The 20,304-nt window shown below is 67.2% G+C and carries 20 protein-coding genes and 1 tRNA gene; 14 read left to right on the top strand and 7 right to left on the bottom strand.

What is annotated here, in order from left to right:
- Positions 1-22 precede the first annotated feature (22 nt).
- A complete protein-coding gene (locus ACFXKA_RS25735; protein WP_379429216.1) occupies positions 23-1,447 on the top strand; it encodes an MFS transporter in 1,425 nt (474 codons plus the stop codon).
- Positions 1,448-1,551: 104 nt separating this feature from the next.
- Here the strand turns inward: ACFXKA_RS25735 and ACFXKA_RS25730 are convergent, their stop codons facing one another.
- Positions 1,552-1,755 (bottom strand): cold-shock protein, encoded by a 204-nt coding sequence (locus tag ACFXKA_RS25730; protein WP_040813159.1) that lies wholly within the window; start codon positions 1,753-1,755, stop codon positions 1,552-1,554.
- 429 nt (positions 1,756-2,184) lie between these two features.
- The gene (locus ACFXKA_RS25725; RefSeq protein ID WP_379429215.1) at positions 2,185-3,150 is read right to left on the bottom strand and encodes a hypothetical protein; all 966 of its coding nucleotides are present in this window, start codon (positions 3,148-3,150) and stop codon (positions 2,185-2,187) included.
- Between the two features lie 166 nt (positions 3,151-3,316).
- Between ACFXKA_RS25725 and ACFXKA_RS25720 the strand changes: the two genes are divergently transcribed.
- The 6 genes from ACFXKA_RS25720 (at position 3,317) to lysA (ending at position 9,482) form a co-directional block, all read left to right on the top strand.
- The gene (locus tag ACFXKA_RS25720; RefSeq protein ID WP_379429214.1) at positions 3,317-3,895 is read left to right on the top strand and encodes a PadR family transcriptional regulator; all 579 of its coding nucleotides are present in this window, start codon (positions 3,317-3,319) and stop codon (positions 3,893-3,895) included.
- Positions 3,892-5,919 carry an FAD-dependent oxidoreductase gene (locus ACFXKA_RS25715; protein WP_379429213.1) on the top strand — a complete coding sequence of 676 codons (2,028 nt, stop codon included), beginning with the start codon at positions 3,892-3,894 and terminating at the stop codon, positions 5,917-5,919. The genes ACFXKA_RS25720 and ACFXKA_RS25715 overlap by 4 nt, the downstream gene beginning before the upstream one ends.
- The gene (locus ACFXKA_RS25710; protein WP_379429212.1) at positions 5,919-6,509 is read left to right on the top strand and encodes a VOC family protein; all 591 of its coding nucleotides are present in this window, start codon (positions 5,919-5,921) and stop codon (positions 6,507-6,509) included. The genes ACFXKA_RS25715 and ACFXKA_RS25710 overlap by 1 nt, the downstream gene beginning before the upstream one ends.
- Before the next feature lie 131 nt (positions 6,510-6,640).
- Complete coding sequence (locus tag ACFXKA_RS25705; protein WP_379429211.1) at positions 6,641-7,063, top strand: DUF4189 domain-containing protein; 423 nt, start codon at positions 6,641-6,643, stop codon at positions 7,061-7,063.
- 145 nt (positions 7,064-7,208) lie between these two features.
- Positions 7,209-8,003 (top strand): mycolate reductase, encoded by a 795-nt coding sequence (gene cmrA, locus ACFXKA_RS25700; RefSeq protein WP_354834405.1) that lies wholly within the window; start codon positions 7,209-7,211, stop codon positions 8,001-8,003.
- Between the two features lie 132 nt (positions 8,004-8,135).
- Positions 8,136-9,482 (top strand): diaminopimelate decarboxylase, encoded by a 1,347-nt coding sequence (gene lysA / locus ACFXKA_RS25695; RefSeq protein WP_354834402.1) that lies wholly within the window; start codon positions 8,136-8,138, stop codon positions 9,480-9,482.
- A gap of 6 nt (positions 9,483-9,488) precedes the next feature.
- On the opposite strand, the gene ACFXKA_RS25690 is transcribed toward lysA, so the two are convergent.
- The gene (locus ACFXKA_RS25690) at positions 9,489-11,225 is read right to left on the bottom strand and encodes a helicase HerA-like domain-containing protein (RefSeq protein WP_379429210.1); all 1,737 of its coding nucleotides are present in this window, start codon (positions 11,223-11,225) and stop codon (positions 9,489-9,491) included.
- Between the two features lie 190 nt (positions 11,226-11,415).
- On the opposite strand from ACFXKA_RS25690, the gene orn reads away from it, so the two are divergent.
- From orn to ACFXKA_RS25665, 5 genes are all read left to right on the top strand, one after another.
- Positions 11,416-12,039, top strand: a complete 624-nt coding sequence (orn, locus tag ACFXKA_RS25685) for an oligoribonuclease (protein ID WP_379429209.1) — start codon at positions 11,416-11,418, stop codon at positions 12,037-12,039.
- A gap of 66 nt (positions 12,040-12,105) precedes the next feature.
- Positions 12,106-12,181: transfer RNA gene (locus ACFXKA_RS25680), tRNA-His, on the top strand.
- Between the two features lie 268 nt (positions 12,182-12,449).
- Complete coding sequence (locus tag ACFXKA_RS25675) at positions 12,450-12,920, top strand: excisionase family DNA-binding protein (protein WP_354834393.1); 471 nt, start codon at positions 12,450-12,452, stop codon at positions 12,918-12,920.
- A 3-nt stretch (positions 12,921-12,923) separates the two neighbouring features.
- On the top strand, positions 12,924-13,166 hold the full coding sequence (locus tag ACFXKA_RS25670) for a hypothetical protein (RefSeq protein WP_379429208.1): 243 nt from the start codon (positions 12,924-12,926) through the stop codon (positions 13,164-13,166).
- Positions 13,167-13,205: 39 nt separating this feature from the next.
- The gene (locus tag ACFXKA_RS25665) at positions 13,206-13,481 is read left to right on the top strand and encodes a hypothetical protein (RefSeq protein ID WP_379429207.1); all 276 of its coding nucleotides are present in this window, start codon (positions 13,206-13,208) and stop codon (positions 13,479-13,481) included.
- A gap of 41 nt (positions 13,482-13,522) precedes the next feature.
- On the opposite strand, the gene ACFXKA_RS25660 is transcribed toward ACFXKA_RS25665, so the two are convergent.
- The 4 genes from ACFXKA_RS25660 to ACFXKA_RS25645 all read right to left on the bottom strand — a co-directional run bounded on the left by ACFXKA_RS25660 (position 13,523) and on the right by ACFXKA_RS25645 (position 17,112).
- Positions 13,523-14,608, bottom strand: coding sequence for a TIGR03857 family LLM class F420-dependent oxidoreductase (locus tag ACFXKA_RS25660; RefSeq protein WP_379429253.1), 1,086 nt, complete (start codon positions 14,606-14,608; stop codon positions 13,523-13,525).
- A 56-nt stretch (positions 14,609-14,664) separates the two neighbouring features.
- A complete protein-coding gene (locus tag ACFXKA_RS25655) occupies positions 14,665-15,798 on the bottom strand; it encodes a phosphotransferase family protein (RefSeq protein WP_379429206.1) in 1,134 nt (377 codons plus the stop codon).
- Positions 15,799-15,885: 87 nt separating this feature from the next.
- A complete protein-coding gene (locus ACFXKA_RS25650) occupies positions 15,886-16,521 on the bottom strand; it encodes a TetR/AcrR family transcriptional regulator (protein ID WP_354834387.1) in 636 nt (211 codons plus the stop codon).
- Positions 16,522-16,734: 213 nt separating this feature from the next.
- A complete protein-coding gene (locus ACFXKA_RS25645) occupies positions 16,735-17,112 on the bottom strand; it encodes an undecaprenyl-diphosphate phosphatase (protein WP_379429252.1) in 378 nt (125 codons plus the stop codon).
- A gap of 553 nt (positions 17,113-17,665) precedes the next feature.
- Here ACFXKA_RS25645 and ACFXKA_RS25640 point away from each other — a divergent pair.
- On the top strand, positions 17,666-18,634 hold the full coding sequence (locus tag ACFXKA_RS25640) for an SGNH/GDSL hydrolase family protein (RefSeq protein ID WP_379429205.1): 969 nt from the start codon (positions 17,666-17,668) through the stop codon (positions 18,632-18,634).
- 58 nt (positions 18,635-18,692) lie between these two features.
- The gene (locus tag ACFXKA_RS25635) at positions 18,693-20,249 is read left to right on the top strand and encodes an ArnT family glycosyltransferase (RefSeq protein ID WP_379429204.1); all 1,557 of its coding nucleotides are present in this window, start codon (positions 18,693-18,695) and stop codon (positions 20,247-20,249) included.
- Positions 20,250-20,304: the final 55 nt, after the last annotated feature.

Raw genomic sequence — 20,304 nt, 5'->3', positions numbered from 1 at the left:
GCCGCCGCGCACGCTGATTCCCATGACACAGAGCCTGGCCCAGTCTCCACCCGCGGCGGCTCCCGCCCCGGTAGCCGTCCGACGTCCCCTCGCGGTCCTGACCGTCATCCTGCTCGGCCAGTTCATGGCGGTGCTGGACGCCTCGATCGTGAACGTCGCCATCCCCTCGATCCGAACCTCCCTGCACGCCACCGGTTCCGGGCTGCAGCTCATCGTCTCCGGATATGTGATCGCGTACGCGGTGCTCCTGGTCACCGGCGCGCGGCTGGGTGACCGGTTCGGGCAGCGCACCGTCTTCGTCACCGGCCTGGCGCTGTTCACCCTCGCCTCGCTGACCTGCGGGCTGGCCTGGAACTCCGGCTCGCTCATCGTCTTCCGGTTCCTGCAGGGCGTCGGATCGGCGGCCATGGTGCCGCAGGTGATGACCATCCTGCAGCGGGTTTTCACCGGACCTGCCCGCGCCCGCGCGCTGTCGGCCTACGCGACCGTCATCTCCGGCGGCATGGTCGTCGGCCAGATCCTCGGCGGCATCATCGTGAGCAGCGATATCGCCGGAACCGGCTGGCGTGGCGTGTTTCTGGTGAACGTGCCGATCGGGCTGGCACTGCTCGCCGCCGCCCCGCGCATCCTGCCGGCCGTCACGACCGGCGTGGACCGCAAACTCGACCTGGCCGGTCTGGCCGTTCTGACCGCCTCGGTACTGGCGCTGGTCGTGCCGCTGGTGCTCGGGCACGAACAGGATTGGCCGCTGTGGACCCGAATCACCCTGGGCGCGTCGGCTTTCGGCTTCGCCGCCTTCGCCCTGGTCGAGCGCTGGGTGCACCGCCGCGGCGGGGAACCGCTCTTCGCCGACCGCGTACTACGGGCCCCCGGCCTGGTGCTCACCGCGGCCACCCTGTTCTTGGTCATGTGCACCTTCGGCGGCTGGGTCTTCGTCCTCACCATCCATCTCCAGTCCACCCTCGGCTACAGCGCTCTGCACGCCGGACTCCTGTTCCTCCCCAATGGCGTGACTTTCGGCCTGGTGAGCCTGAATTGGACGCGCATCCCCGCCCGCTTCCACCGCGCGATGATCCCCACCGGCCTGCTGATCGCCGCCCTGACCACCGTCGTCATGGGCCTGCAGATGCGCGGCGGCCGCGACATCGGCCCGCTCGAACTGACCGTCTTCGGCGTGATGGGCATCGGCTACGGCCTCGCCTTCAGCCCCCTCATGGCTCGCGCCACCAGCAAGATCCCCCTCGCCCTCGCCGCCGACGCCAGCGGCATCCTGGTCACCTGCGTGCAACTGGGCGTCGTCATCGGCGTAGCCGGCTTCGGCACCGTATTCCTCACCCTCGCAGGCACTTCCGCGCTCTCGGCCGCGCACGCTGTCGGCGCCGCCGCCATCGCAGAAGGGATCACCGTCCTCATCGCCGGAGCCCTCGCCGTCAAGGCCGCCCGCTGAGAACTGTGGATGGACTACGCCAAGGAGTTCGCGGCGCTGAGTGAAAGGGTGTGAAAAGCACGAAACCCGCGCCGATCGGCGCGGGTTAGGTGTTGTGTCGGCTCCTAGATGGCGCGGACGTTCTGCGCCTGCGGGCCCTTCTGGCCCTGGCCGATCTCGAACTCGACCCGCTGGCCCTCGTCGAGGGACTTGAAGCCCGAGCCGGCAATCTCGGAGTAGTGGACGAAAACGTCGGGGCCGCCGCCGTCCTGCGCAATGAACCCGAAGCCCTTTTCGCCGTTAAACCACTTCACACTGCCTTGCGACATTCTTTTTAAATCTCCCTGTTGCGAGCCGAGCGATCACATCAACAACCCGTGCTCGCTACCAGCATGTCACACTCCCGCAAGCCGGTCGGCAACGCCCCGATCAGCGGCGTCCCGCATGTCCTCTGCGTCGGCCTCCGCACCCGGCACGGGAAGCAACATGACAGTGCACTCGACCTGCGGTCTGCTCCGAATCAGCATCCCAACATATATGAAATGCCATAGTTCCAAAGTGATCGACGGAACCATGACCACCAGAATTGGCCATCGCCACACCCACCCCGGTGCGACAGTGCGAGCCTATGACGGCCGACACACTGCTTCGACGTCACGGTCGAGACGCGGGTGGTGTCTCCGGGCATGTCCGATCGATCCAGGTAGCGAAGGAGCGTTGTGATGAAGGCCCTGAAAGACCCGGGTGCGCAGGGCTTTTCAGCTGATCGTGAAAGAGAAGGTCGGTGCGGTGCTCGCCCCCTTGGTCGCGTCGTAGCTGATCACATAGGAGCCGGTCGCCGGCGCAGGGACCACGAACACGACGACATTGTCCGCCTTGTCGATGGTTTGGTTGCGGTTGAGCAATTCGTCGATGGGGCCGCGGATATCGGCCACCACGTTCTGGCCGTCCGGCGTCTTGATGCTGAAGTACTCGTAGAAGACGTTCAGCCCGCCCGCCGCGATGCCGGAGCCGCCGACCAGCTTGATGTGCAGGGCGAGATCCATCTTGTTGCGCTCGCCCTTGGTGTAGCTGGGTGTCAAGGTGCCGCCGGTGATTTCGACGGTGGTCTGGTCCTGCGCCAGCTTGCCCGAGACGTTCAGCGTCTTGGGAGCGACGCTGTCGGCCTTCGCGTCGGTCTTCAGCGGGATCAGGGTCTGGTTGTCCGCGGAGGTGCCGTAGACGATCGTGATGGTGTCGAGCAGGTGCTCGGCATTGTCCAGCTTCTTCACCGAGGTGGTGACATCGCCTGCTGCCGAGCCCTTTCCGGGCACGTCCGGATTGTCGAATCCGGCCCCGGGATCGAGTGCGCCGTCGATCTGCACGCCGGGGACGATGCTGAGCGTCTGGTCCTTCGTGGTGGTGTTCTTGTAGGTGATGTCCACCCGCACCTTCGCGCCGCCGAATTCGTCCGGCGTGACGGTGGCCTTGTCGACGGTGATCTCGAAGCCCTCGTACCAGCCGGTCTTGCCGATAGTGCGCACGGTCGCCTGTGAGTTCGTGCCACCGGGCTTGACGGTGCCACCCGGAGTGGCAGTGTCACCCGGCTGCCCGGCGCCCGGTGCCGCGGCGCTCACCGAGGCCGGCGTCGCCGCGGTGGTGTTCTTGTCATTGCAGGCCGTCATCAGAACCGCGGATGTCGCGATGAGCATCGCGGCCCCCACCGATGTGAATGCCGAACGCATATTTCCTCCCCTGAGTCCATCCCCGCCCAGCACCCCGGGCGGGTGATTCGCTCTGAAATCAGGTTCGCGACCGGCCGCGTTAACCGACACACCGACGAGCCCACACCACGCCGACTTTTTATGCACTGAATTGCATAGTACGTCTCGTCTCAGTTACCCTGGCGGCATGGCCCTCGAACACGCGCTGCTGGTATCGCTGACCGAACGTGCCAGCTCGGGATACGACCTCGCGCGCCGTTTCGACAAATCCATCGGATTCTTCTGGAACGCTACCCACCAGCAGATCTATCGCGTGCTCAAGCGCATGGACGAGCAGGGCTGGGTCATCGCGGAGACCGTGCCCCAGGCGGGCCGCCCGGACAAGAAGGTCTACACCGTCTCCGACGCCGGCCGGGCCGAACTGATCCGCTGGATCGCCGAACCCGCCGATCTGGAACCCATGCGCAATGAACTCGGCGTGAAGCTGCGAGCCGCCTCCCTCGGCGATGTCGGCGCGCTCACCGGCGAGGTGCAGCGCCACCGCGACCAGCACGCGCACCGGCTCGACCTGTACCGCACCTTCGAGAAGAAGGACTACCCCGCGCCGGATCGGCTCACCGGCCCCAAGCTGCACCAGTACCTCGTCCTGCGCGGCGGCATCCGCGTCGAGGAGGGAATCGTCGACTGGTGCCAGGAAGTACTCGACGCCCTGAAGCGCGACTCAGCCCGGTCGCAGGCGTCCGAACCGAAAGGCTCTCAGCGATGAGCGCGTACCCGCACCTGTTCGAACCCCTGGACCTGGGATTCACCACGCTGCGCAATCGCGTGGTCATGGGTTCCATGCACACCGGCCTCGAGGATCGGGCGTGGCACATCAACCGGCTGGCCGCCTACTTCGCCGAGCGGGCCAAAGGCGGTGTCGGACTGATCATCACGGGCGGCTACGCTCCCAACCGCACCGGCTGGCTGCTGCCGTTCGGCGCCAAGCTGACCAACAAGACCGAGGCCTACCGGCACCGCGCCATCACCAAGGCGGTGCACGCCGAGGGCGGCAAGATCGCGCTGCAGATCCTGCACGCGGGCCGCTACTCCTACATGCCCACCAGCGTGTCCGCCTCCGCCATCAAGGCCCCCATCAACCCGTTCAAGCCCCGCGCGCTCTCGTCCAAGGGCGTCGAGGAGACCATCGACGACTACGCGCGCTGCGCCTACCTGGCCAAGTTCGCCGGGTACGACGGCGTCGAAATCATGGGTGGTGAAGGCTATTTCATCAACCAGTTCCTGGCAGAGCGCACCAACAAGCGCAAGGACAAGTGGGGCGGCTCGCCGGAGAACCGCCGCCGCATCGCGGGCGAGATCGTACGCCGGGTGCGCAAGGCGGTCGGACCGGACTTCATCATCGTCTTCCGGCTGTCCATGGCCGACTTCGTGGAGAAGGGCCAGACCTGGGACGAAATCGCCTCCGTCGCACGGGATGTGGAGGCCGCCGGCGCCACCATCATCAATACCGACATCGGCTGGCACGAGGCCCGGGTGCCCACCATCGTCACCTCGGTGCCGCGTGCGGCGTTCGTGGAGTGGACCGCGAAGGTCAAGGACCTGGTGAGCATTCCGGTGTGCGCGTCCAACCGCATCAATATGCCGGAGACCGCCGAGGAGATCCTCATCCGCGGCGACTCCGACCTGGTGTCGCTGGCCCGCCCGCTGCTCGCCGACCCGGATTGGGCACGCAAGGCCCAGGACGCGCGGGGGGACGAGATCAATACCTGCATCGCCTGCAATCAGGCCTGCCTGGACCACGCCTTTCAGGCCAAAACCGTATCTTGCCTGCTGAATCCGCGCGCCGGGCACGAGACCGAGCTGAAGCTGCTGCCCACCCGCCGGACCCGGAAGTTCGCCGTCGTGGGCGCGGGCCCGGCCGGACTCTCGGCCGCGGTCAGCCTGGCCCAGCGCGGGCATCACGTGGACCTGTTCGAGTCCGACGACAAGATCGGCGGGCAGTTCGACATCGCCCGCCGGATCCCGGGCAAGGAAGAGTTCAACGAGACCCTGCGCTACTACACCAGGCAGCTCGAAATCACCGGTGTGCGTGTGCATCTCGAGACCCGGGCCACCGCCGAGCAGCTCATCGCGGGCGGTTACGACGAGGTCATCCTGGCCACCGGCGTGAAGCCGCGCATCCCCAATATCCCGGGCATCGACCACCCGAAGGTGCTCACCTACGCCGAGCTGGTGCGCGACGGCAAACCGGTGGGCAAGAAGGTGGCGGTCATCGGCGCCGGCGGCATCGGCTTCGACGTGAGCGAATTCCTCACCGTCGAAGGACATCCCAGCCTCAAGCTCGACGAGTGGAAGGAAGAGTGGGGCGTGTCCGACGATCCCACCGTCCCCGGCTTCGTCACCACCCCCAGGCCCTCTCCGGCCGCCCGGGAAGTCGTGCTGCTGCAGCGCAAGTCGTCCTCCTTCGGCAAGGGACTGGGCAAGACCACCGGCTGGGTGCACCGGGCGGCGGTCAAGGCCAAGGGCGTCGAGCAGATCGGCGGCGTCAACTACGAGCGCATCGACGACCGCGGCCTGCACATCAGCTTCGGCGAGAAGCGCCAGCGCCCGCAGATCATCGAGTGCGACAACGTGATCCTGTGCGCGGGCCAGGAATCCGTGCGCGACCTGCACGATCCGCTGCAGAACGCGGGCGTGAAGGTGCACCTCATCGGCGGCGCCGACCTGGCCGCCGAACTCGACGCCAAGCGTGCCATCAACCAGGGCACCCGGCTGGCGGCGGCCCTGTAATGCCGAACCTCACCCGCCTGGGACTGCCCGGAGACGAGCAGTCCTGGGCGGCACTGGGTTTCACCGTCGGCGGCGGCCGAGTGCAGATCGGCCGCGTCGCCTGCACCCTGGGCGAGCCCGCCTGGGGATTCGACGAAACCCATGCCGCCCCCGAATCACTCGGCATCCCGTACTTGGAATCGACGACGCCCGAAGCTGATTCCATGCCGGCGCATCCGAACGGCGTGACCACCGTCGATCACGTCGTCTACTGGGTGCCCGATCTGGACGACGCCGTCGCCGATCTGACCGCCGTCCTGGGCGTCCCGCCGCGCCGGCGCTTCTTCCCACGCGGCCCGGAAGGGCCCGAAATGGCCTTCTACCGGGTCGGCGAACCGTTCATCGAGGCCGTGTCGTCCGGCCGCGCGCCCGCTCTGACCGGTGTCGCCTTCCTGTCCCCCGACCTGGACGCCACCGTCGCCGCCGTCCGCGCCGCGGGCGGCCCCATCGGCGACCCCAAACCCGCCGTCCAGGGCGGCCGCATAGCCAGCGTGTGGCACGGTCACCTGAACTGGGGCATCGCCTTCATGGAGCCCAAGCCCCGCAATTGACCGGTTACGACATTTCCGGCCGCAATCCGAGATGACCGATACACCAACCGATTCAGATGGTCGGGAATGTCGTACCACCCTGCCATGATCGCGGAGCACTTGCTTCAACGATCCTGGGGGAGAAATTCTCTATGCATCTGTCTCGTAAGACCGCCGCCGGTGCGGTGGCCTCCGCCGCCGCCGCGCTGATGAGCGCCGGCATGGGAACCGCGCACGCCGACTACGACTACTACGGCTCCTTCGCCGTCGCCGACCGGGGCGACCAGTGGTCCATCGGCTACGCCTACAACGCGCCCGACCAGGGCCGCGCCGATGCCGACGCCATGGACGAGTGCGGCTTCTCCAACTGTGCGGTGGCGCTGCGCTGGAGCAACGGCTGCGCCGCCCTCGTGGACCGCGACGGCCGCCTGTACACCGGCCTGGGCAACAACCTGGCCGCCGCCGAGCGCAATGCCCTCGCGGCCAGCGGCCCGGACCCGAACCCCCTGATGGTGAGCCTGGGCAGCGCGGATCCATCCCAGGCCAGCGTCCTCATCTCGAAGTGCACCGCCTGATCTCGGCCGGCACCTCCTGATCCGCCCACCGGACACGCGCTGAACGGCGGGAACACGGACGTGCGGGTGGGGTGGTTTCCCTTTCGTCCACTCCACCCGCACGCCGAGCGCCCCATCCGCGCGAACATCGGTAGGCTCGGGTCCCGTGAGCCTGCCTGTACCCACCGCCGACAATCGTGCCGTCGTCACCGGAGCCTCCTCCGGGATCGGCACCGCCCTCGCCGAAGAGCTTGCCTCGCGGGGCTACTCGCTGATCCTCGTCGCCCGCCGCGGCGACCTGCTGGCCGAGCTGGCACAGCGGCTGACCGAGCGGTACGGCATCACCGCCGAGGTGCGCGCGGTGGACCTGTCCGACCGCGATCAGCGCGCGCCGCTGGCCAAGGAGCTGGCCGCGCGGGACATCGCCATCCTCTGCAACAACGCCGGTGTCTCCACCTTCGGCCCGCTGGCCAAGCTGGACCTGGACTACGAGCGCGACATCATGGAACTGAATGCCGTTGCCGTGCACGATCTCACGCTGGCCGTGCTGCCGGGCATGCTGGAGCGCCGGGCGGGCGGCATCCTCGTCACCGGGTCGGCGGCGGGCAATATGCCGATTCCGAACAACACCACCTACTCCGCGAGCAAGGCGTTCGTGAACACCTTCTCCGAGTCGTTGCGCGGTGAGCTCAAGGGCACCGGCATCAATGTCACCCTGCTGGCTCCCGGCCCGGTCCGCACCGACAACCCGGACCAGGAGGAGATGGGCAACAAGATCCCGGAGTTCATCTGGGTCACCGCCGCCCACACCGCCAAGATCACCATCGACGCGCTCGCCCGCAACAAGATGCGCGTGGTCCCGGGCCTGATCAGCAAGGGTATGAGCCTGGCCGGGCAGTTCGGGCCGCGCTCGATCACCTCGGTGGTGGCTGGCGCCGCCTACAAGAAGCTCGGCAGCTGATCAGCAAACCGTCAAGATCGGCGGGACGCTCGTAAAGGGGACGTTGCCGGACATTCCGGACCGCGCAATCGGGCGTAGTCCTGGTGTCGGCCCCGCATGAGAGAAAGCGGGGAGCTCTCACCAGGAGACGTCTTGACGCTGCTCGAGATCTTCCCGTCGCTGCGTGACGGGGGCATGGTCCCCCGGCTCGATCCGGCGGTCTGGCCACGCGAAACCCACTACGACGCCGACGGGCGCATCACCGTCGGCGGCGTGGCGCTGGCCGACATCGCCGATCAATACGGCACGCCGACGTATGTGCTCGACGAGGGCGAGGTGCGCACCCGCTGTCAGGCCTACCGCACTCGGTTCCCCGACGCCGAGATCATCTACGCGGGCAAGGCACTGCTCACCCGCGCGGTCGCCGAATGGATCACCGACGAGGGGCTGTCGCTGGACGTGTGCTCGGCCGGGGAGCTGGCGGTGGCCCTGTCCAGCTGGGCCGACCCGGAGCGGATCGTGCTGCACGGCAACGGGAAACCCTTCGCCGAACTGGAGACGGCCGTGAACTGCCGGGTCGGGCGCATCGTGATCGACTCGCTCACCGAGATCACGCTGCTCTCGGCGCTGGCCGAGCGGCCGCAGCGGGTGCTGCTGCGCGTCACCCCCGATATCGACATCGACGGACATCCGGCGGTCCGCACCGGCGTCACCGATCAGAAGTTCGGTTTCCCGATCGGCGGGCGGGCGGTGACGGAGGCGGTGGATCGCATTGTGCGGCAACCAAATCTGACCCTGGCCGGGCTGCACTGCCATATCGGGTCGCAGATCTACAACACCTTCCCCTACGGCGAGGCGGTGCGGCGCATGATCGCCGAAATGGCCCGCATCCGCGATGAATTCGGCCTCACCCTGACCGACCTGGACCTCGGCGGCGGGCACGCGGTGGCCTACCGCAGCGGCGACGCCGAGATGAACCTGGCCGAACTGGCCGACATCATCGAGGATTCGCTGGACGCCGCCTGCGCCCGGCACGGCTTCCCGCGGCCCCGCATCGCCCTGGAACCCGGCCGCGCCATCGTGGCGCGGGCGGGCGTCACGCTGTACCGCGTGCTGTCGGTCAAACACGTCGAGCACGGCCACACGTACGTGACCGTGGACGGCGGTATGAGCGACAACCCGCGGGTCGCCCTCTACGGCGCGCGCTACGACGCCGTGGTCGCCAACCGGCATCCCACCGGCCCGCACATGACCGCCACCATCGCCGGACGCTACTGCGAGGCGGGCGACATCCTGGCCCGCGACGTCCGGCTGCCGGCCGACCTGCGGCCCGGCGAGGTGCTGGCCATGCCCTGCACCGGGGCGTACCACCACAGCCTGGCCTCGTCCTACAACGGCGTCGGCCGCCCGCCGATCGTCGCGGTCCGCGACGGCGGGTGCCGGGAACTGGTCCGGCGCGAAACCATCGACGATCTGCTCAGCCGCGATATCGGGCGCTGAGCCGAGCTACCGCTTCCGGGTGCCGAAGATGCTGCGGCTGATCTCGCGCCCGGCGACGGTGGCCGCCGATCGCAGGAAGTTCTTGAAGGCCGGGTTGCTGATGATCTTCTCGGCCATCGAATCCTCCGGCGGGGCAGGCTTGGCCGAGCGCGAGCCCTTGGCCGCCGCCTCGTCGGCCTGCCGCTGCGCGGTCGCCTGAATCTTCGCGGTCAGGATCTCGTAGGCCGATTCCGCGTCGATGGTGGTCCCGTACTTGCCGTACAGCGCGGACTGCTGTGCGCGGGAACGGATTCCGTCGTCTCCGATGGTGTCCATGAGCGAGCGCGGCGGCTGCATGCGCGCCCAGGCGACCGGTGTCGGCGCTCCCTTCTCCGACAGCACCGTCACCACGGCCTCGCCGGTACCCAGTGAGGTGAGCGCCTTTTCGAGATCGTAGGTGGCGGTCTTGGGATAGGTGCGCACCGTCTTCGACAGTGCCGCTTGATCTTCCGGCGTGAAGGCGCGCAGCGCGTGCTGGATGCGCGCACCCAGCTGGGACAGCACCGGATTCGGGATGTCGGTGGGCAGCTGGGTGCAGAAGAAGACGCCGACGCCCTTGGAGCGGATCAGCTTCACCGTCTGCTCCACCTGGTTCAGGAACGCCTTGGAGGCGCCGGTGAACAGCAGGTGCGCCTCGTCGAAGATGAACACCAGCTTGGGCTTGTCCATATCGCCGACCTCGGGCAGCGTCTGGAACAGGTTGGCCAGCACCCACATCAGGAAGGTGGAGAACATCTGCGGCCGCGCGGCCTGCGCGCCCAGCTCGAACAGGGTGATGACGCCCTGCCCGCCCGCGGTGCGCATGAGATCGGCGGGCTCGAGCTCGGGTTCGCCGAAGAAGGTGTCGCCGCCGTCGGCCTCCAGATTCACCAGTGCGCGCAGGATCACACCCGCGGTCTGCGCGGAGACGCCGCCGATGCCCTTGAGATCTTCCTTACCCTCCGGGCTGGTGAGGTATTGGATGACCGCGCGCAGATCCTTCAGATCCAGCAGCGCCAAGCCGTTCTGGTCCGACCAGTGGAAGATCAGGCCGAGGGTGGATTCCTGGGTTTCGTTGAGCCCCAGCGCCTTACTGAGCAGGATCGGGCCGAACGAGGTGATGGTGGCGCGAATCGGCACACCGATCCCCCCGGTGCCGAGGGAGACGAACTCACACGGGAAGCCCTGCGGCTTCCAGTCCGGATCGCCGGTCTCCCGGGCGCGGGCCAGCAGCCTGTCGTTCGCCTGCCCCGGCTGCGCCAGACCCGACAGGTCGCCCTTGATATCGGCCAGCACCACCGGCACGCCCGCCGCCGAGAGCTGCTCGGCGATGCCCTGCACGGTCTTGGTCTTTCCGGTACCGGTGGCGCCCGCGACCAGGCCGTGGCGGTTCATGGTCTTCATCGGAATCCGTACCCGCGCATCGGGATGCACGGTGTCGCCGACGATCACAGTGCCCAGCTCCAACGCCAGGCCCTCCATGGCGTATCCCGCCGCGATCTCCTGTGCGGCGGCCTCGTCCTCGGCGGCCTGATCAGATTCCGCGGCAGCGGTTTTCGGCATTCCGTTGCCCCCCGGAGCCGTCTCAGCGGACTTGGCCGCCGCCTCCTGATCGGCAGCTTCCTTTTCCGCGGCCTCGGCGGCGGCCGCCGCCTCCGCCGCGATCCGCGCCGCCTCCTCCGCCGCCTTCCGTGCCGCCGCTGCCTTCTCCTGCGGGGTGGTCATCGCGCATCCTCCGTCTGCTCTGCCAACTGCGACTGCCCTGTGAACTACTGCCCTGGGAATGCCCAACCAACATGCCGACCGCTCGTTATGCGGGACTGGTGTGAACGATACTGCCCGGTCGGGCGGCCGAGCGGGCTCGACGCGGCCGGGCCTCCGGGTCGCCGAACGGCGAAGCGTTAGTGTTTGGCGGGTGGACAAGTACGTGGTGTGGATGGACTGCGAGATGACCGGCCTACAGCTCGACAGCGACAAGCTGATCGAGGTGGCCGCACTCGTGACCGACAGTGACCTCAATATCCTCGGCGAGGGCGTGGACATCGTGATCCACGCCGACGACGACGCGCTGGCCGCCATGCCGCCGGTGGTGGCCGAGATGCACGCCCGCTCCGGGCTGACCGAGGAGGTCCGCCGCTCCACCGTCTCCGTCGCCGAGGCCGAGCAGCAGATCCTCGACTACATCAAGCAGTACGTCCCCACCGCGCGCACGGTCCCGCTGGCCGGCAACTCCATCGCCACCGACCGGGGCTTCATCGCCCGCGACATGCCGGCCCTCGACGCCCACCTGCACTACCGCATGATCGACGTCAGCTCCATCAAGGAACTGGCCCGGCGCTGGTACCCGCGCATCTACTTCGGCCAGCCCGAGAAGGGCCTCGCCCACCGCGCCCTCGCCGACATCAAGGAATCCATCCGCGAGCTCGAGTACTACCGCCGCACCGCCTTCGTCCCCGCCCCCGGCCCCTCCACCGCCGAGATCGCCGCCGTCGCCGCCGAACTCTCCACCCCGGCCGAACCCCCCGCAAACCCATCCTGAACAGCCGATTAGGTACTCACGGCGCGGACCGGTTAAGCTCTACCGCGCCGGAAGTTACCGGCAATGGTGGCTGTAGTTCAGCTGGTAGAGCACCAGGTTGTGATCCTGGGTGTCGCGGGTTCGAGTCCCGTCAGCCACCCCAATCGGCCCAGGTCGGAGAATCCTTTCTGACCTGGGCCGAACTCTTTTACTCGAGTATTTCCAACTTCTGACCAGGTTCCGGACGCAGTTCTGCCAACGTAGCTCCGACACGCGGCCGGTCGAAGTCGTTCGGACGCTTCGCATTCCAGCTCGCAAAGATCAAGCCGATGCGTCCATGGGTAGTCGAACCATTCGCTCTGGCCGGCCAACTCCTTTCGAATTATTCGAAAGATCGGCATAATGGAGGCCGACCGCCGGAGGCCGACACGATGACCGAGACACTGAACGAGCGCACGCTGCTGCCGGAGCATCCGGATCAGATCGCGGAGCTGCGCAGATTCCTGGACACGTCGCCCGCGATCGAGGCGGCGATCCTGCGTTCCCCCGAAGGCGCGGTCGTGGCGCTACCGGCAGAGGTCCTCGAAGCATTGCGCCTGGTAGCCCACGCCCTGTCCGAGGGCAAAGCCGTGACCGTCGCACCACTGCACACCACGCTGACCACACAGGAGGCGGCCGAATTGCTGGGCATGAGCAGGCCGACGTTCGTGAAGCTGCTGGACTCCGGTGCGATTCCGTTCACCCGGCCGGGTCGGCACCGCAGAGTACGTCTCACCGATGTCCTGGCGTTTCGCGAATACCGACGTGCCGAGCGCACGGCAGGACTGTCCGAACTCACCAGGATCTCCGAGGATCTAGGACTGTACGACGAGACTCCCCCGGAGCCACTGAAACGGCACTGAGCCGTGCAGCGAGTCTTTCTCGATACCTGCGTCCTGTATCCGGCACATCTGCGCGATACGGTGCTGCGCCTGGCCGAAGCAGCTCTCATCCAACCGTTATGGTCAGCCGAGATCCTGGCCGAGTTGCAACGCAATCGCGCAGCCGCGCACGGCGATGACGCCCACCGGACCGTACAGGTCGACCGCTTGATCGACACATTGCGGACGTTCTTCCCGACGCAATGGTCGAGGGCTATGAAGAGCTGACCGAGCGGATGGAGAACCACCCCAAGGAGAGATACGTTCTTGCGGCCGCGCTACAGGAATGCCGACGTGCTGCTGACCTTCAATATCAAGGACTTCAAGGTCAGACCCATCGGCGACGGGTTCCCCGAACTGATGCATCCGGACGACTTTCTGCTGGACATGCTGGATCCAGCCCCAGGGCAGGTCCTTCGAATGCTCCGAACGCAGGTCGCCGAGCACAAGCGACCCCCGAAACACCTCCAGGTCCTGCTCGATGTCCTCGACCGATCCGGGGTATCGGGCTTCGCCGCCGAAGTACGCCGGCACCTGGACTGAACGAAGGCTTCGCTCCATCCGGCACCGGCGTTGATCCTGCCTCAGGCGAACTTTCCCGGGTTCGCCGCCACAGCCCGGCGCAGCGTGGGTCGGTTGGCGCGGTAGGCGGACACCACCGATGCCAGCTCGTGCGGGCTCGCGCCGTGCATGATCACCGAGTGGCAGCCGAGGTCGTATTCGCGTGAAATCTTCTTCACGCACTGCTCGGGCGTACCGTATGCGGCCGAGGCGAGCCATTCGTCCGGGATGAGGGCGTCGAGCTGCTCCAGGACCTCGGCGGAGGCGGATGCGTCGATCGGGCCCGCCGCCGCGGCGTCCATGTACAGCTGCGTGGTGCGGATCCGGTCCCAGACCTGCGGATCCCAACCATTGGCGCTGATCAGGATGTCGGCGTACGCCTGCAGGTAGGTCACCAGGCGGCCGGTGCGGCGACGTAGCTGATCCTCCGGAGTGAGCGCGTCGCTCGCGGTCGCCAGGCACGACCAGATGCGGACGCTGTCGGGATCCTTGCCCGCCCGTTCAGCGCCACGGCGCACTGCCGCAACGGAATTCGCGGTGGCCTCGTCAGAGAAGAAGGTGTGCAGCACGACGAAGTCGCCGATCGCACCGGCGAGCTCCATGGTCTTCGGGCCCACCGCGACGAAGCCGATCGGGGGCGAGTCCTCGAGGCCGTTCTGGTGGTACAGGACTGGCCACTTACCGGCGGGCCCGTCGTGGTCGAGGATGGTCTCCCCGGCCCAGAGGCGACGCAGGATTCCGACGAAATCCCGCAGTTGCGCTTCGGTGACGGCGGGCAGGCCGATCGCCTTCCAGTTCGCCGCCATGCCGCGGCCGAATGCCATGGCATATCGGCCTTCGGTCATGGCCTGCATGGTCGAACCGATCGTCGCCGTCACCATCGGGTGCCGGGTGTGGTGATTCGTTGCCGCCGCGGCGATTCCGAGATCGGTCGTGCACCCGGCCAGGCCGCCGGACAGGACGGCGGAGTCTTTGACGGTCATCCGTTCACCGATCATGCACGAGCCGAGGCCGAGCCGCTCCGCGTCGCGGGCCTCCGGGAGCAGGACACGAGCGTCGGCGGGATGTCTGGTGATGCAGTAGTAGGCCAGTTCGTTCAGTTGTTCGATCACGAGAGTTTTACTTCCCCAATGGTTTTCGGAACGATGAAGGGTGATGCCAGGTATCAGGCGCCGAGCTCGGCGAGCAGTTCTTCGACGAGCGACCTGTGGTGGAGCAGCAGCTCGATGTCATCGGGCCGTTCCATCTCGCCGAAATGGATCTGCCGACCGCCCGCGCGCAAGAAAACGACGCAGTAGTTCAGGGCGGCGAACATCGTGTACCAGGTGAGATCGGCGAGCTGCACGCCCGAGTGCTCGGCGTAGGTTGCCCGTACGTCTTCCTCACGCATGAAGTCCGGCATGCCGGGCAGGCCGAAGTTGTTGGCGATGGCATGAAAGACGCGGTGCCCGAACACGACCCAGGCCACGTCGAGCTCCCGGGGGCCGATCGTCGCCATTTCCCAGTCGAGCACCGCGACCGGCGCGAAGTCGCGGTACATGCAGTTGCCGAGCCGCGCATCACCCCAGGACAGCACGGTCTCACCGGACGCCGGCTCCGGAAGATTGGCCGTAAGCCACTTCAGGATTCGCTCCACCAACGGCGATGCGCCGATGTCGCGAGCCGCGAACCGGTACCACGCCTGGGCTCGATTGAGGTTTCGTTCGAGCAGGCTGGAACCGGGCTGCCGCGGGTCGAGAAACGCGAAAGTGGTGGACGCGTCCGGGATTGCGTGCAGTTTGGCGAGCGCCTCGATCGTGGAGTCCTGAAGTCGGCGCTGCTGCTCGGGGCCCGCGTCGAAGAGCCAGTTGTCGCCGAAGGTGTAGGGCATGACGTCGGGCGGCACCAGGCCGTCGACACGGTCCATCAGTAGAAAGGGCGTACCCAGCACGTCACCGGTCGGCTCGAGGAACCGCACCCGGGGAACGCGGACGTCGCTCACTTCGGCCACGATGCGCATGACGTCGAACTGGTCGCGCAGGTTGTAGTGCTCGTAGACGGGGAAATCGCCGGGGGCCGGCACCACCCGGGCGATCAGATCGGCGACCTGCGTGTCGCCGCCTTCACGCCAGGTCAGTGTCAGGGTCAGGGTCTCCGCCGACATGCCGTTGCTGTCGATGCCGGATCCCAATGTGAGCACCGGGTCGGCTTGCTCGGGCAGCTGTGTGGCCAGCCATTCGGTCAGGCGCGGGATCAGGGCGGCGGTGTCGCGGCTGCTGCGTTGCAGGCGCATGCCCTGGTCATCGGGAGACGGAGACATGGTCACTCCTGACTGGATTGCGAAAGCTGGGGGTAACAGTGGACCCCCCACTCGCAATTGTCAACGAGGGTTCTCAAAGAATCTCGGTTACTGCAGGTAGACCGCTATCGCGTCGACCAGACAGTGGCGCGCGGCCGCCAGCTCGGCAGGAGAAGACAGCCGACGCTCGTTATTGATGCCACGCATAGCCATCGGAATCAGGGTCCGGACCCCGCGCACCTTGTCCGAATCGACGGGCAGATCCGCAAGGAAGTACTCGAAAGCCCTGAGCCAGGCGTCTTCGTACCCAGCCATGGCCGCCGCGGTCCGCGGGAAGACCTCGAGCCGTTCCGCCTGACCATTGGGCAAACCGGCGCGCAGCGCCTCGACCGCGCGCCCCTCGGGGGCATCCAGGATGGTCCAGATGGCATCGACCACCTGCCACACCCGCTCCCGGATCGAGCCGGTGACCTGCGGCCAGGTCTCGGGACTGTTCGCTCCACTGCGATCGGTCAACTCGATGAGCACCGCGGCCCACAGTCCGTCGATGTCGCCGAACTGATGTTTCAAGGTGCCCCAACTGACCCCGGCCTCACGGGCGACCCGATTCGCCGAGAGCGGTTCGCCCGACCCCTCCGCGAGACAGCTGATGGCGACGTCGAGCAGCCGTTGCCGGGTCTCCCGGCCCCGCCGATTGAGGCGAGTTCCGGCCGCGGACTGCATTGTCGAACTCGCTCCGGTCATCGATACTTCCGTTCCGCACATCCCGAGATCTCGGACTCTCCGATTGTCGTCCCGACGATAGCGGTGCGCTTGTTCAACCAGCTCTACTCGAGCGCCATCACGATCGGCGAGATCCGGCTCGGCATCGGGCGAAGTATTCGACCGGAAGCTCGGGTACGGCCTCGAGGAGCTTGTCGCAGAACGCAACCCCATTCCAGGGGATTCGATTCCGTCTCACACGAATCGGATGATCGACAGCGTGCCCGCGATGATGCAGTAGGACGCGAACGGGAGGAGGGTGCGGGTGCGGAAGTGGCGCTCCAGGTAGCGCACCGCCAGCCACGAGCAGGTTCCGGAGACGAAGGCGCCGAGGAGTACCGGGCCGCGGATGGCGGCGATCCTCGGTTCGGCGAGCTCCGGCAGCTCGACCAGGCCGGCGCCCGGAATCGTCGGAGTGGCGAGCAGGAAGGCGAATTTGGCGGCGTGCTCGTGTTCCAGACCGCGCCACAGGCCGCCGACCATGGTGAGTCCCGCGCGGCTGAAGCCGGTCAGCAGTGCGCCGGCTTGGGCGAAACCGACACCGATGGCGTCCAGGGGGCTCAGGGCGGCCAGTGGGCGGTCGGTCTGGTGGGGTGCTTCGGTCCGGCGGGGTGAACGGACCGGTGGGCCTCACGGCGGCCGAACCGGCGACCGCATTCCGCGTACGGCGCCGATGACAGCGGCTTGCAAGTAGGTGATCATCGGCTCGAGTTTCGCACGGGTGTTCCGCCGCGACCCTGAGACCCCTATCGATGGGCAAATTGTCCGAATTCACCTCTCCACCAACCATTTACGAGGCGTGAGCACCGGACGCCGCAGACACCACCCGGCCCGTTCAGATGGCCACCACGAGGCGAAAAGCAGTATGAGGACGCCAGATTCGCCGCCCGAAACCCGAATCAGGCGTCGACTGAGTGAATTTCGAGTCATCCGACCTTGTGAGCCGGAGTAACCACCCGGCGAGTCCGGCAGTCCACCAACCACTTGCTTGCCGAGAAAGTGAAAAGGAGATATTTTGCTTTATCTGTCAGACGCTGTGACCTGCGTCATGGTCGACACCCTATGCGGGCTGGCCGTGGCCCGATGAGGATTTGCATTGACCAGTTCCTGGACTACAGGCCGGGCCGTGCTCCGGCTCCGGCTGGGCGCCGCCGTCGGCGTGCTCGCCGCGGCCGTGTCGGTGAGCACGGCCGACGCCGAACCCGCACCGGCACCGGGCCGCGCGCTCGTCGTGCTCGGTGACTCGTACACCGCGAACCCACCGTGCGATGCGGTGCTGGTGAAATGCGCGGACGAGAACAGCACCGGTCTGCAGGCCTGTTTACACGGCCCAACCTCGTGGCCCGTTCAACTGAGTGGGCTGATGGGCATCGCCGCCGAGGACTTCGAGAACAACTCGTGCTCCAGCGCGACCATCGATACCGGTCCGGTGACATCGACCGGGGAGAAGGTTCCCGGCCGGGACGGATACACCCTGACGCAGGAGGCGCTCCAAGCCGCTCGGGACGGGTCGTTCGGGCCGCGGACCCAGGTGGTGGCGATCCAGCTGGGCTTCAACGACGCGTGGCCGAAGGACAGCGCGGTCACCGCGGACGCGACCCGGGTGTTCACCTGCGTGTTCAACATCCTCGAGGGCTGCGACGAGAACGCGGTGGCCGAAGGGCGGTGGCCGACCCTCGACGCGATCACCGGCGCGGCCTACGCCGACCGCATGCGCAAGGTCGTCGAGTACGTGAAGTACTACGCGCCCAACGCCAAGATCGAACTGGTCGGCTATCCCGAGGTGGCGCCGGAGGGCGCTGCGGACTGGTGTTTCGACATTTTCGGGCTCGTGCACTGGGTCCAGCCGCGGGCTCGGGCCATGGTCGAGTTCTGGAACCGCCTGCAGGTCGCCGAACGCGACGCGGCCCGGATGCTCCAGATCGACTTCGTCGACGTGCAGCAGGCGACCGCCGGGCACGGATTGTGTTCCGCCGATCCATGGTTCAACGGCTTCCTCGATCCGCAGATCAACCTGGCCGGCTTGCCGTTCCATCCCTCACCCCGCGGGGACGCCGCCGTGGCCGCCGCCGTCTACAGCCACGTCGCGCACTGACACGGCCTCGCCCTGCCAGCCGGACGAGTACCGCCGTGGCGCATCCATCGGAGAAGCAATGACGCTCACGTACACCCCAGAATCCGAATCGACCTCGGCGCCACCCGAATTCGCGTGGCGGGGCGTCCTGCTGGTCTCGGGGTTGATCACGCTCGTCTGGTCCGTCTCCGCGGCCCGGTTCCAGCTCGCCGGTGACGAGCTGTACTACCTCGCGTGCGGCCGGCGCCTGGCGGTCGATTACGTCGACAACGGACCGGTGATACCGCTGATCGCGCGGGCAGCCGACGTGATCGCCCCCGGATCGGTTCTCGCGCTGCGGATCCCGGGGTTGCTGCTGCTGATCGCGGTGTCCGTCCTCGCGGCGGCGGTGGCCCGCGAATGTGGTGCGCGGCCGCGCTACCAGATGCTCGCCGCGGCGGGGTACGCCGTCTCACCGTTCGTCGTCGCCTACACCGTGCTGGACAGCGTCGCATTCGACGTGGCGTGCCAGGCGTTGATCATCTGGCTGCTGGTTCGCTGGGCGCGCACCCGCCAGGACCGCTTGCTCATCGCCGCGGGTGTGGCGGCGGCGATCGACGTGCAGGACAAATGGCTGGTGCTGATGCTGGGGGCCTGTGTCGCCCTCGGCGTTCTCGCCGTCGGACCCCGCGAGGTCTTGCGCCGCCCCGCACTGTGGGCGGGGCTGTTGATCTTCGCGGCCGCCATGACGCCCGCCCTGCTGTGGCAGGCCTCCCACCATTGGCCACAGCTGGCGACCAACAGCGCCATCGCCCAGGAAACGGCGGGGAGCGACGGCGGACAGCTGGGAACGGTCGTGGCGATCATGGTGGTCACCGGATTCCTCGGCGGCGGGCTGGGCGTGCTGGGCCTGTACGGCCTGGCTCGGGAGCCGAAGCTGCGGCCGTATCGGTTCGTGCTGATCGCCGCCTTGCTGATGGTGGTGCTGGTCGTCACCGGGCACGGCCGGTCCTATTACGTCGCCGGGATCGTTCCCGCGATCTTCGGCGCGGGCGCGTCGATCCTGTCCGGCTTCCTGGACATCGCGGGTACCCGCGCCCTGCTGCTGCGGCGGTTGTTCACCGGCCTCACCGTCCTCTCGGCGGTGCTGACCGCCTGCCTGGCGGTGCTCCCCTACCCCAAGAGCTGGATCGACGTGCCGGACACCGGCTACTGGGGCTTTCTGCAGCACTACGGCAACGACAACTGGGAGGACCTGGCCGACGCGGTGCACAAGGTGGCGGGCGGCCTGCCGGCCGAGGAACGGGCCGGTGCCGTCGTCGTCACCGAGGCCTACAACGAGGCCGGAGCGCTCGACCATTACGGTCGGTCCCAATGGATTCCGCCGGTCTACAGTCCCAATCGTGGCTTCGCCGAATGGGGTCCGCCGCCGGACTCGGCCACGACCGTCATGTACGTCGGCTACAACGACGGACCGGAGCTGCGGGCCTTCCTGGCCAATTTCGCCCACACCACACCGGCTCTGCAGATGGACAACCCGCTCGGCATCGCCGGACAGAATCACCACGTGACCGTGTGGATCTGCCGCGAGCCCCTGGTTCCCATGTCCGTCGCCTGGCCGAAGTTGACCTATATGGTTGTCCCACCGGCCTCTTGAGCGAGAGTGCCGACGTCATCGAGGATTTGCATTGATCAGTTTCAGGACCAGCAGC

Origin of the sequence: Nocardia sp. NPDC059228 (genome assembly GCF_042754245.1) — a bacterium.
GTDB lineage: Bacteria > Actinomycetota > Actinomycetes > Mycobacteriales > Mycobacteriaceae > Nocardia.
The sequence above is the reverse complement of the archived record's forward strand: the minus strand, read 5'-3'. Positions and strand labels throughout refer to the sequence as shown.